At 39.4% G+C, this 12,820-nt stretch carries 13 protein-coding genes; all 13 read left to right on the top strand.

Features of this window, described 5'->3' with window-relative positions:
- The 13 genes from ACFQWC_RS08145 (at position 1) to sigG (ending at position 12,813) form a co-directional block, all read left to right on the top strand.
- Positions 1 to 411 carry a hypothetical protein gene (locus ACFQWC_RS08145; protein WP_377106839.1) on the top strand — a complete coding sequence of 137 codons (411 nt, stop codon included), beginning with the start codon at positions 1 to 3 and terminating at the stop codon, positions 409 to 411.
- Between the two features lie 2 nt (positions 412 to 413).
- On the top strand, positions 414 to 1,388 hold the full coding sequence (gene mraY, locus ACFQWC_RS08140) for a phospho-N-acetylmuramoyl-pentapeptide-transferase (protein WP_299741287.1): 975 nt from the start codon (positions 414 to 416) through the stop codon (positions 1,386 to 1,388).
- Positions 1,389 to 2,738 carry a UDP-N-acetylmuramoyl-L-alanine--D-glutamate ligase gene (murD, locus tag ACFQWC_RS08135; RefSeq protein ID WP_299740678.1) on the top strand — a complete coding sequence of 450 codons (1,350 nt, stop codon included), beginning with the start codon at positions 1,389 to 1,391 and terminating at the stop codon, positions 2,736 to 2,738.
- A 113-nt stretch (positions 2,739 to 2,851) separates the two neighbouring features.
- On the top strand, positions 2,852 to 3,952 hold the full coding sequence (gene spoVE, locus ACFQWC_RS08130; RefSeq protein ID WP_299740680.1) for a stage V sporulation protein E: 1,101 nt from the start codon (positions 2,852 to 2,854) through the stop codon (positions 3,950 to 3,952).
- A 635-nt stretch (positions 3,953 to 4,587) separates the two neighbouring features.
- A complete protein-coding gene (locus ACFQWC_RS08125; protein ID WP_377106837.1) occupies positions 4,588 to 5,373 on the top strand; it encodes a cell division protein FtsQ/DivIB in 786 nt (261 codons plus the stop codon).
- The gene (locus ACFQWC_RS08120) at positions 5,357 to 6,058 is read left to right on the top strand and encodes a DUF881 domain-containing protein (RefSeq protein ID WP_341357986.1); all 702 of its coding nucleotides are present in this window, start codon (positions 5,357 to 5,359) and stop codon (positions 6,056 to 6,058) included. The genes ACFQWC_RS08125 and ACFQWC_RS08120 overlap by 17 nt, the downstream gene beginning before the upstream one ends.
- A 71-nt stretch (positions 6,059 to 6,129) precedes the next feature.
- The gene (locus ACFQWC_RS08115) at positions 6,130 to 6,858 is read left to right on the top strand and encodes a DUF881 domain-containing protein (RefSeq protein ID WP_299740684.1); all 729 of its coding nucleotides are present in this window, start codon (positions 6,130 to 6,132) and stop codon (positions 6,856 to 6,858) included.
- Position 6,859: 1 nt separating this feature from the next.
- The gene (locus tag ACFQWC_RS08110) at positions 6,860 to 7,222 is read left to right on the top strand and encodes a small basic family protein (protein ID WP_044337473.1); all 363 of its coding nucleotides are present in this window, start codon (positions 6,860 to 6,862) and stop codon (positions 7,220 to 7,222) included.
- A gap of 115 nt (positions 7,223 to 7,337) precedes the next feature.
- Positions 7,338 to 8,636 (top strand): cell division protein FtsA, encoded by a 1,299-nt coding sequence (ftsA, locus tag ACFQWC_RS08105; RefSeq protein ID WP_148968668.1) that lies wholly within the window; start codon positions 7,338 to 7,340, stop codon positions 8,634 to 8,636.
- Positions 8,637 to 8,677: 41 nt separating this feature from the next.
- Complete coding sequence (gene ftsZ / locus ACFQWC_RS08100) at positions 8,678 to 9,844, top strand: cell division protein FtsZ (protein ID WP_299740689.1); 1,167 nt, start codon at positions 8,678 to 8,680, stop codon at positions 9,842 to 9,844.
- Positions 9,845 to 10,136: 292 nt separating this feature from the next.
- Positions 10,137 to 11,063: a sigma-E processing peptidase SpoIIGA gene (spoIIGA, locus tag ACFQWC_RS08095; protein WP_377106832.1), complete on the top strand. Its 927-nt coding sequence runs from the start codon at positions 10,137 to 10,139 to the stop codon at positions 11,061 to 11,063.
- Positions 11,064 to 11,116: 53 nt separating this feature from the next.
- Positions 11,117 to 11,836 (top strand): RNA polymerase sporulation sigma factor SigE, encoded by a 720-nt coding sequence (gene sigE / locus ACFQWC_RS08090; RefSeq protein ID WP_299740693.1) that lies wholly within the window; start codon positions 11,117 to 11,119, stop codon positions 11,834 to 11,836.
- A 128-nt stretch (positions 11,837 to 11,964) separates the two neighbouring features.
- Positions 11,965 to 12,813 (top strand): RNA polymerase sporulation sigma factor SigG, encoded by an 849-nt coding sequence (gene sigG / locus ACFQWC_RS08085; RefSeq protein WP_377106830.1) that lies wholly within the window; start codon positions 11,965 to 11,967, stop codon positions 12,811 to 12,813.
- Positions 12,814 to 12,820 lie beyond the last annotated feature (7 nt).

Raw genomic sequence — 12,820 nt, 5'->3', positions numbered from 1 at the left:
ATGCTCTTTTATGAGGAAGTCAAGAAATTATTTCCTGAAACTTCAGGGATACATTTACCAGGCTTTGCGTTTCTAGTAGTTTCAAATTCAACTAGGATGGGAATGGAGAAGGGACTATACGTCCCTTTTGGTGATGAAATAGATCTTTTTGAAAGTATCGAAAAAGGAGCAATTGCTTCACTTTGGCCTAAGAATAAAGAAGTACCTTCATTTGTTCCGAACCACTTTCCATTATTTATGGTTGAAGATGTTTACAAGGCTTATATTGACTTACTAGAAAACTACAAACAAAATTACAATCAAGAAAAGTGGGAAATTATGACGAAGTTTATTTCTAATAACGAATCTGAACAAAATCAAACAATGGACATATTATCGAACGAATCCAACAACGGAAAAGGAGGGGAATAATGATGATGGAACAAGTGATCTTTTTTACAATCATTATGGCATTTCTCATTACCGTATTGCTTGCCCCCATCTTTATTCCTTTCCTGAGAAGATTGAAATTTGGGCAAAGTATCCGTGATGAAGGCCCCCAATCTCACATGAAGAAAACTGGTACACCTACAATGGGGGGAATTGTGTTCCTGGTCTCCATCGTGATTACTACATTTGTAATGACAGGGAAATATTCAGAGCCTGGTCCTGAAACTTATTTAATGATTCTTGTGACCGTCGGGTTTGGTTTATTAGGGTTCCTTGATGACTTTATTAAAGTTGTGATGAAGAGAAACCTGGGACTGACATCTAAGCAAAAGCTATTAGGTCAGATTGTCATTTCTGTCATTTTTTATCTCATCTTTAAGCAAAATGACTTTCCGACTACAGTTTCGATTCCGTTAACGGATTTTTCATTCGAATTAGGTTGGTTTTATTGTTTATTCATTATCTTTTGGCTTGTAGGATTTTCAAATGCTGTCAATTTAACGGATGGTTTAGATGGATTAGTATCAGGAACGAGCGCCATTGCCTTTGGTGCACTAGCTGTATTAGCCTGGAATCAATCCCAATATGACGTCGCGATTTTCGGAGTGGCGGTAGTCGGGGCTGTTCTCGGCTTCTTAGTATTCAATGCCCACCCTGCTAAAGTATTTATGGGAGATACTGGATCACTGGCGTTAGGTGGAGCAATAGCCACGATTGCCATTTTAACCAAATTGGAAATCATCTTAATTCTTATCGGGGGAGTTTTTGTCATTGAGACGCTCTCCGTCATCTTACAGGTCGCATCATTTAAGACAACAGGTAAACGAATATTCAAGATGAGCCCGTTGCATCATCATTATGAATTAGTCGGTTGGTCAGAGTGGCGGGTTGTTGTAACGTTTTGGACCGTTGGGCTGCTTTTTGCCGTATTAGGAATCTATATTGAGGTGTGGTTATAATTGAAGAAGATAACGAAGTTCAAACATAAAAAAGTTCTTGTATTAGGTTTAGCAAAAAGTGGGGTAAGTGCTGCCTCTCTTCTACATAAGCTAGAAGCATTTGTAACGGTAAACGATCAGAAGCCTTTAGTTGATAACCCGGAAGCTCAGGGTCTACTTCAGGAAGGTATTAAAGTGATTTGCGGAAGCCATCCCATCGAACTTCTTGATGAAGGCTTTCAGTATGTAATTAAAAACCCGGGAATACCATATCACAACCCATTAATTAAGAAAGCAATCGAAAAGAACATACCCGTTCTGACAGAAGTTGAACTTGCTTTCTTAATTTCTGAAGCAGAAATGATTGGGATTACAGGAACAAATGGTAAAACCACGACAACGACACTTCTGTTTGAAATGCTAAAAGAGGCCGATCAAAAGCCTCTTATTGCAGGCAATATCGGAACGGTCGCTTCTGAAGTAGCTCAGAAAGCGAAAGAAAATGAAAAAATGGTGGTTGAGCTTTCGTCATTCCAACTGATGGGGATTGAAGAGTTCGCTCCTCATATTGCCATCATTACGAATTTATATGATGCACATTTGGATTACCACGGTGACTTGGGTGAATATTGGAAGGCGAAATCCAATATAACGAAAAATCAAACAGAACATGATTATTTGATCATTAATGCAGATCAAGACCATGTGTTAGAATCAGTTGCCTTTACAAAAGCACAATTAATTCCATTTTCCACAAGGAAAGAAGTAGCGGAAGGGGCCTATATAAAAAATGGAGCTATCTTCTTCAAAGGTGAGCGGGTCGTTGAAATAGCTTCTATCGTTTTACCTGGTGCGCATAATCTGGAGAATATACTTTGTGCGGTTGCTGCATGTAAAATCTACGGAGTGCCAAATGAAAGTATTGAGAAAGTACTGGGGACTTTTACAGGGGTCAAGCATCGGACGCAATTTGTTCGTGAAGTGAAGGGTGTAAAGTTTTACAATGATTCGAAAGCAACGAATAGCCTGGCGACGAAAAGTGCTCTGCATGCTTTTGAAGGGCCAACCATCCTCCTGGCTGGCGGCTTAGACCGTGGAAATGAATTCGATGACCTGATTCCATATTTGAAGAATGTAAAAACGTTGATCACCTTCGGGGAAACGTCTGAGAAGTTCGTTAAAACAGGAGAAAAGGCAGGGATACAATCCATTATTCCTGTCGATAATGTTGAAAAGGCAGTTCCTGTTGCTTTTGGATATGCCGAAGAGGGAGATGTTGTGTTACTTTCCCCAGCATGTGCAAGTTGGGATCAATATCGAACTTTTGAACAACGTGGTGACATTTTTATTGAAGCGGTGCATAAGCTTTAATAAGGGCTTGTCCATAAAGAGCATCCATACTTTAACAACCAGTATACCAATCCAAGATAAGTAGTTTTCCTTGCTCGAACGGCTCTAAATTTGTCTATTCGAGGTGTTGAAGATTGCCTTTAAAAAAATCGACTCCCGATTTTATACTCATTATGGTTACACTCACTTTACTTGCGATTGGATTGATAATGGTGTACAGCGCGAGCGCTGTCTGGGCTGATTACAAATTCGATGATTCCTTTTTCTTTGCAAAAAGGCAAGTGCTCTTTGCGGGTGTAGGGTTAGTCGCTATGTTCTTCATCATGAATGTAGAGTACTGGACATGGAGAAATTGGGCGAAAATCATCATCATCATTTGCTTTGTCCTTCTTGTACTGGTGTTAATCCCGGGTATAGGGGTTCTAAGGAACGGTTCCAGGAGCTGGATTGGAGTAGGGGCGTTTTCCATTCAGCCTTCAGAATTTATGAAACTTGCCATGATTGCGTTTCTCTCAAAGTATTTATCCGAAAACCAAAAGTATATTACTTCCTTTAGAAAAGGAGTCCTGCCGGCGCTTCTCTTAGTGTTCGCTGCTTTTGGAATGATCATGTTACAACCGGATCTGGGTACGGGTACTGTCATGGTTGGCACTTCAGTAGTGATGATCTTTATTGCAGGGGCGAGGGTCATGCATTTTGTCGGTCTGGGGATGATTGGATTAGTCGGCTTTATTGGTCTTGTTATATCTGCACCTTATCGCATTGCACGGATAACGTCCTTTTTAGACCCATGGCAGGATCCGTTAAACAGCGGATTTCAAATCATTCAGTCCTTATATGCAATTGGACCGGGAGGCTTGTTTGGATTAGGACTGGGACAAAGCAGGCAGAAGTTCTTCTATCTTCCAGAACCTCAAAACGATTTTATTTTTGCTATCTTAGCAGAAGAGCTCGGTTTTATTGGGGGGACGCTCGTATTGCTTCTGTTTTCATTGATTTTATGGAGGGGAATTAGAATCGCTTTGGGGGCTCCTGATTTATTCGGAACTTTTCTAGCGTTAGGAATCGTGTCAATGATTGCTATCCAGGTAATGATCAATGTAGGGGTTGTAACAGGTCTTATGCCTGTTACGGGAATCACCCTCCCGTTTCTAAGTTACGGGGGATCTTCTTTGACCCTCATGCTAATGGCTGTCGGGGTGCTGCTGAATATAAGCCGCTATACGAGACAGTAACGATTAAAAAAAGAGATTGACTTTAAAAGCCGGGAAGAAGTGAATGATAAAAGCCTGATAGTCAGGAATTCATCATTCATGTCCTCACCTGTCTTTTAAGGTCAGTCTCTTTTTCAATTAATGAAAAAAACGCTTGAATTCCCTGTTTTTTATTGAAATAACGATAGGATATTTAATGGGGAGATGTTACAATTAATTACATATACGTAATGCATTATGATCAGACCTTTTCAAAATAAAGGAGAGTTTATTACTTTTGTTAGCCAAATCTTTTACAATTCAATGACATACTTTCATTATGTAGAAATTGTTGTTTAAAATAGAGTGTAAGAGTGTAATAGTAAGGATGGCCTCTTTTTGAAATGGTGAATGGAAATACATATACGAAAAGTGGTATGGACAATGTATCTTAGAGTGCAAACTCCCGATTATCCATCCTGCAACTCTATCATAAGGGTTTCTTGTTCAACATTATGTCATATGGCAGAAAATAACGTTCTGTTCCTCTTTTAACATTTGCTGCCTTCAGATAGAATGAAAGGTATCCCAATGTAAAGAGTACTTTCATTATAAGACGTGGTGAGAATATCTTATTCATGACTTAATGAATACAAAGTGAAATTGAGGAGAACGAAATGAAAAAAGAAAATGTTGTTTCCCTTGAAGATCGTATTCCTAAATTAAAACAACACCGAAAAAAGAAAGCGAATCGCAGACTGCTTTTTTTACTTTCTTTGTTCTTGCTCATGATTCTATCGGTGGTTTACTTTCAGTCACCTTTAAGTCATGTGAAAGAAGTGGTGGTACACGGGAATGAGCTTGTTTCAAATGAAACGGTCCTTCTGAATAGTGGAATTGACAGCGGTATGAATTTGTGGAGCGTAAACAAAGAAAAAACTGTGGAACAATTAAAGAAGCTTCCTGAAGTGAAGAATGCGACGGTTAAGATGTCCTTTCCGAATTCCTATGAAGTTAACATCCAAGAATATGATAAAAAGGCATATCTTTCGAAAGATAATAAATTCTTTGTCATATTAGAAAATGGGAACGTTCTGAATAAAGGCACGGAATCAATACCTGTGGACGCTCCTTTACTTAGAGGTTTCGAGGAAGATAAGGTCCTTGTGAAAATGGTGGAAGAATTAGGTGAGCTTCCGAAAGAGGTTCAGCATCTCATATCGGAAATCAACCTGGTTCCAAAGAAAACAGACCAATATCACTTGACTCTATTTATGAATGATGGATTCGAAGTGAGTGCTACCATCAGGACCTTTTCAGAGAAGATGGTCCATTACCCCTCCATTGTCAGTCAACTGGATCCTTCAGTAAAAGGAGTCATTGATTTAGAGGTAGGTTCTTATTTCAGAGCATATGAAACGGAAGGTGAACAAAGCGATGATGAGGATGAGGGTGAGAGGTAAGCATGTAATCCTCTCTCTTGTATGTCTGGTGTTAGGTTTCATCCTTGCTTTTTCATTTAGTCTTGCTAACACAGAACAAGCAGAACTTGGGAACCGAACGAATGGTCAGTGGAAACAGGAAGAAGCATTGAGAGATCAGATCCTTGAGTATCAGCAGAAGAATAATAATCTGCAAGAGGAACTCTTTGAGAAACAGGAGAAGGTCGTCAATATGGAGAAGGAATTTTCTAAAGAGAAACAAATTTATTTTAACCTGGCAGAAGATGCAGAGAAGTATCGCATGTACCTGGGGAAGACGAAAGTACAAGGTCCTGGGGTAAACGTAACGTTATCAGATGCTGATTACGATCCGAATGAAGAAAACGCCAATAATTATATCGTTCATGAGCACCATGTCTTTAAGGTGATCAATGAATTATACATTGCCGGGGCTTCTGCCGTAGCGATAAATGGACAAAGGCTAAAGCATGATTCATACATACTATGTAATGGTCCTGTTATTCAAATTGATGGAATCGAATATCCTGCGCCGTTTGAAATTACCGCTATTGGTGACCCGGAAGTGTTATCTTCAGCCATGAACATCACGGGCGGGGTTAAAGACCAGCTTGTAAATGATAATATTATTTTTAAACTGGAAAAAAAGAATACCGTTATTTTAGAACCAAGCATCAGCGAATCCTAAGCAATTGATGACGCATTGACGATTCGCCCAGTTAACAAGTAAGGGCTAGATGTGAAAGTAAGGTGCAATGAATGGACAACAAATTAAAGATAAGCTTCACCATCATTACGATTATTATTGGGTTTATGATTGCTATACAGTTCCAAACAGTCAAAGAACCTGTTGTCCGGGATACACGAGATATATGGGAACTACGAGATGCACTATTAAAAGAAAAAGAAGTCAACTCCAATCTTTATGCAGAAATGCGTGCTGTAGAAACGAAGTTGGAACAGTATAAGACAGAACAGCAGTCGAGTCCAGAACGAGCGTTGAAACAAACATTAGAGGAATTGAAAACAGAAGCGGGTTTGACTGAGAAAACAGGAGCTGGAGTTATCTTAACGATTGAGCCTGCCATGGAAGAAGTCCTACTCGGGGAAAAAGTTCAAAATGTATCACCTGAACTGTTGGAAAGACTTGTGAATGAGCTGAATCGTTATGATGCAGTGGACATTTCCATAGATGGCCATCGCTTGATCAATACCTCGGTCATTCGTGATATTAATGGAGAAACCAAGGTTGATGGTTATTCAATTAAGACAATACCATTTGAAGTGAGAGTTTTAACCAAAGATTTAGCCTCTGCAAAAGAGTTGTATAATCGGATGCAGGTATCACAATCTGTGGAGGACTTTTTTATCGATAATCTTCGAGTCTCTATTTCAAAGCCTTTAGAAAAAGTGACGGTTCCACCACACAAAGATACCATACGGGTCCGTTTAATGGAGCCGGTTAAGGAAAGAGGAGGGAACGGGTAATATGTGGCTTCCCCTTTTAGGGTTGCTGGTAGGGGTCGTATTGGGGCTTCTTACAGATATTAGAATTCCAGATGAGTACTCGAATTATTTATCAATCGCCGTCCTGGCAGCATTGGATACATTATTTGGCGGGATACGTGCCCACCTCCAGAATATTTATGATGACAAGGTCTTTGTATCTGGATTCTTTTTTAATATTTTACTAGCAGCAAGTTTAGCTTTTCTAGGTGTACATCTTGGTGTAGACTTATACCTGGCGGCTGTATTTGCTTTTGGAGTAAGGTTATTCCAGAACATTGCAGTGATTAGGAGAATACTTATTAGCAATTGGTCAAATAAACAAGAAAAAAGAGAAAAAAATTAGAATTTTAAAAGGGAATCGTTTTTGTTACGACGAATATCATAATAAGATATACTTAGAATAGTGTTTTTCTAGGATTGTTGTTCCAAATAAACATTCTTTAAGGAGGTGCCATAGAGTGAACAGCAATGAAATTTACGTTAGCCTAGACATCGGTACATCCACAGTAAAAGTAATCATTGGTGAAATGACAAATGATTCCTTAAACATTATCGGTGTAGGAAATGTGAACTCAGAAGGAATCAGAAAAGGTTCCATCGTAGATATAGACGAAACTGTTCATACAATCAAGAAAGCAGTTGAACAAGCGGAAAGGATGGTTGGTTTATCCATAAGCCAAGTCATCGTAGGTATTACTGGCAACCACGTGTCTCTTCAATCTTGTCATGGTGTGGTGGCAGTATCAAGTGATAATCGGGAAATCGGCGATGAAGATGTTCTAAGAGTGATGGATGCAGCCCAGGTTGTTTCTATTCCTCCAGAAAGAGAAATCATCAATGTAATCCCAAGACAATTCATTGTTGATGGATTGGATGAGATTACAGATCCTCGAGGCATGATCGGTGTTCGACTGGAAATGGAAGGCACCATTATTACAGGATCAAAGACGATTTTACATAATACTCTACGTTGTGTAGAAAAGGCGGGCCTTGAAATTGTAGATATCGTTCTCCAACCTCTGGCAGCTGGTTCTGTTGCTTTATCAAAGGATGAGAAGAATCTGGGTGCCGCGTTAATAGATATTGGCGGCGGTTCTACAACGATAGCTGTTTTTGAACAAGGTCACTTAAAAGCTACAACTGTACTACCTGTAGGGGGAGAACATATTACCAAGGATTTATCTATTGGTTTAAGAACTTCAACTGACGATGCAGAGAAAATCAAAACAAAATATGGACATGCTTATTATGACCATGCATCAGAAGATGAAGTGTTCAGTGTACCAATTATTGGTAGTGATCAACATCAGCAATTTAATCAATTAGAAATTTCTGATATCATAGAAGCAAGGCTGGAAGAGATCTTAGACCTAATCAGCCATGAGTTGAAACGAATGGGGATAAGAGACCTGCCGGGTGGATATGTGTTAACTGGTGGTGTAGCAAATCTTCCAGGTGTGTTAGAATTAGCACAAATCGTTTTCCAAAATCGTGTACGGGTGGCAATTCCGGATTATATTGGAGTGAGAGAACCTCAGTATACGACAGCAGTAGGATTGATCAAGTACGCTCAAAAGAATGCTAGATTACAAGGAAGATCTGTTAGTGCAGAACCAGTGCCTGTAGAGGCTGCTGAGAAGCGTCAATCGAAACCAGCTAATAAAAAGCCAAAGCCTGCAAAGGTTAAAGAAGAAGAACATGAAGATGAAAAGGCCATGTCAAAAGTGAAAAAGTTCTTTGGATACTTCTTTGAATAAATAAAGGAATCCATAGATTCGATGAGTTAGGAGGATTTGTCATGTTGGAGTTTGATACAAATTTAGATTCGTTAGCGACAATAAAAGTTATCGGTGTCGGTGGTGGAGGAAATAACGCTGTAAACCGAATGATTGAGCATGGAGTACAGGGTGTTGAATTTATTGCTGTTAATACAGATGCGCAAGCTCTGAATCTATCAAAAGCTGAAATAAAAATGCAAATCGGTGGTAAATTAACTAGAGGATTAGGTGCAGGTGCGAATCCAGAAGTAGGTAAAAAAGCTGCTGAAGAAAGTAAAGAACAAATTGAAGAGGCTTTAAGAGGTGCGGACATGGTCTTTGTCACGGCTGGAATGGGTGGGGGTACCGGAACTGGTGCAGCTCCGGTAATCGCTCAAATTGCCCGTGAGATCGGTGCATTAACAGTCGGTGTTGTGACACGACCTTTCACCTTTGAGGGCAGAAAGCGTTCAAATCAGGCAAGCGGTGGTATCGCTGCAATGAAAGAAGGAGTGGATACCCTTATCGTTATTCCAAACGATCGTCTTCTTGAGATTGTGGATAAGAGCACACCAATGCTTGAAGCTTTCCGTGAAGCTGATAACGTTTTAAGACAAGGTGTACAAGGTATCTCAGATCTAATTGCTACACCTGGTCTGATTAACCTTGACTTTGCCGACGTAAAGACGATTATGTCTAACAAAGGCTCAGCCCTAATGGGTATCGGTGCAGCATCTGGTGAAAACCGGGCAACGGAAGCCGCAAAAAAAGCCGTTTCAAGTCCATTACTTGAGACTTCCATTGACGGGGCACAAGGTGTTCTGATGAATATTACAGGTGGTACGTCCTTAAGTCTATATGAAGTTCAAGAAGCTGCTGACATTGTAGCATCCGCTTCAGATCAAGAAGTGAATATGATCTTCGGTTCCGTCATTAACGAAGATTTAAAAGATGATATTGTGGTAACAGTTATTGCAACCGGGTTTAATGAAGAGGTCATTCAACCTCCAAAGCAAACTCGACCTACATTTGGTGGAATGAAACCGAATCAAAATCCAAACCCAAGCCAATCTATCAAGCGCGAACAACCTAAACGTGAAGAGCCTCAACACCAAGAGCCGGTGAGAACCTCTTCAAACCAGAACCAGGGTGCTGAAGAAACACTGGATATTCCAACCTTCTTACGAAACCGTAATCGCCGTAGATAATGGCTTGACCATAAGAAAAGTAAAACAGTCCCAAAGGCACCCATGCCTTTGGGACTGTTTTTTTTCTCTAATTCATTCAATCAGAATCCCCTCCCTAAAGCATTTTTTTATACCTCGAATCAGGAATATATTTAGTGACATATTTCGTTTTTATCTCTGAAAAGTTTTCCTCTGAAGCATACAAAAAATGACAACCTTTTAAAGGGTATGTACGATATACTTCTGATAAGTCATTCCTATCTCGAAATTCAAGTAACTTTAGCTGGGTGAAGTTTCAAAAGGAGGGTAGAGATTGACCTTATATCTGGATGTCATCTGGTTGTTGAATTTGTTAGTAGACTTTTTCTTATTATGGTTAACTGGGATCATCTTAAAGAGACAATATGCCCTTTGGAGGATTGGAATTGGCAGTTTGATGGGCTCGATCATTATTCTCCTTGCCTTTTCACCTTATGCGCATCTTGCAGGAAATCCTTTTATGAAATTATTGTTTTCAATCATCATGGTGTACTCAGCATTCGGGTATAGAAGGTTACGCTATTACTTATCAAATCTTCTTATGTTTTATTTTGTTACCTTTTTTACAGGTGGGATTTTAATAGGAACTCATTATTTTATAAGTTTCGACCCAAGTGCAGAATCATCCATGCTACTTGCAAGTATCCGTGGATTTGGTGATCCAATAAGCTGGATATTCGTTATGCTCGCTCTGCCTCTTGCCTGGTATTTTTCTAAAGGGAGAGTAGATAGCATCGAGCATGTGAAGATACAGTATGATCAGCTCCTGAAGGTAAGGATAAAAATTGAAGAATTTCATTGTACCGTAAACGGCCTTGTTGACAGTGGGAATCAACTTCAAGACCCCATATCCAAAAGCCCGGTCATGATTCTGTCAATCGCCGAAATTGAAGGTCAAATTCCAGGTGAAGTGATGGCACTTTGTCACGATGTTGAAGACATTTTCTCTGGTGAAAAATCTATTGACCCACGCTGGTCTGACCGGATGAGAATTGTCCCCGCCCAATCAGTCGGAAGAAAAAGCCAACTTCTTGCCGCTATAAAGCCTGATTCTCTCATTCTGAAGGATCATGAAACAGAATGGGCGATTCCGAATGGACTGATTGCCTTCAGAGAGGATCCGCTTTCAGCAGATGGAAATTTTCAAGCGATCGTTCATCCAAAGATGGCTTCGCAAAAGCCGGTTCTTAACGTTTCTTAAATCAATTATTACTACTATACTCACAATTTAAAGAAATAGAAGGGGGAGCAACAATGAAAAAATTCAAATTTAAATTTTTATACTATTGGTACAAACTGTTAATCAAACTTGGGCTGAAGACAGATGAAATTTACTACATAGGTGGTAGTGAAGCACTTCCCCCTCCATTGACAAAAGAGGAGGAAGAAGTACTACTCAATAAATTGCCTAATGGAGACAAGGCGGCACGTTCGCTATTGATTGAGCGTAATTTAAGGCTAGTCGTATATATAGCACGAAAGTTTGAGAATACCGGGATCAATATTGAAGACTTAATCAGCATCGGGACAATCGGTTTGATTAAAGCAGTTAACACATTCAATCCAGAGAAAAAAATCAAATTAGCTACGTATGCTTCTAGATGTATTGAAAATGAGATTCTCATGTACTTAAGAAGAAATAATAAAATCCGATCTGAAGTTTCGTTCGATGAGCCCCTCAACATTGATTGGGATGGAAATGAATTACTGTTATCAGACGTACTTGGAACAGATGAAGACATTATAACAAAAGACATTGAAGCAACCGTTGATAAAAAATTACTCTTTAACGCCCTTCACCAACTTTCTGATCGTGAAAAACAAATTATGGAGCTGCGTTTTGGTTTAATGGGAGAAGAAGAGAAGACCCAGAAGGATGTCGCTGATATGCTTGGCATCTCACAGTCCTATATCTCCCGGTTAGAAAAGAGGATTATTAAACGTCTAAAGAAGGAATTTAATAAAATGGTATGACAAGAAAGCTGACCTTTTCAATCGAAAAGGTCAGCTTTTTTTTATTATCAGGATTTGAACTTTTTTTTTTGTCGGATTTACCCAGATAAATTAAGGGATTTGGAAAGTATGAGCCATTACTTGGCAGAATGAAATGCATATTTTTCCTCTTCAAGGAAATACTGAATTTTGTACAGCAGCTCCTACAAGGAGGGGAAAGAATGACACGTAATAAAGTCGAGATTTGTGGTGTAGATACTTCCAAATTACCAGTTCTCAAGAATGATGAAATGAGAGTACTATTCAAGCAAATGCAAGCGGGCGATATTACCGCAAGAGAAAAACTTGTAAATGGGAATTTGCGCCTCGTCTTAAGTGTAATTCAACGCTTTAATAACCGTGGTGAGTATGTTGATGATTTATTTCAAGTAGGGTGTATCGGGTTAATGAAGTCCATTGATAACTTTGACTTAGGTCAGAACGTTCGATTCTCTACATACGCGGTTCCGATGATTATTGGAGAAATCCGTCGATATTTACGAGACAATAACCCAATAAGAGTATCCCGTTCACTACGAGATATTGCGTACAAAGCTCTGCAAGTAAGGGAAAGATTAATGGGTGAAACATCCAGGGAACCGACTGCTGAAGAAATAGCTAAAGTGCTTGATGTATCTCATGAAGAAATTGTATTTGCGTTAGATGCCATCCAAGATCCTGTTTCGCTGTTTGAACCCATTTATAACGATGGTGGAGATCCTATCTTTGTAATGGACCAACTGAGCGACGAAAAGAACCGTGATTTCCATTGGATTGAAGAGATCGCTCTTCAAGAAGGAATGAGGCGATTAAATGATCGAGAAAAACTCATTATCAGTAAACGCTTCTTTCAAGGGAAAACTCAAATGGAAGTCGCTGACGAGATAGGCATATCTCAGGCACAAGTATCACGTCTGGAAAAAGCAGCAATAAAACAAATGAACAAAAATATTCAATAAGTAAAGA

The organism is Rossellomorea sp. GCM10028870, assembly GCF_042666755.1.
GTDB lineage: Bacteria > Bacillota > Bacilli > Bacillales > Bacillaceae_B > Rossellomorea.
The sequence above is the reverse complement of the archived record's forward strand: the minus strand, read 5'-3'. Positions and strand labels throughout refer to the sequence as shown.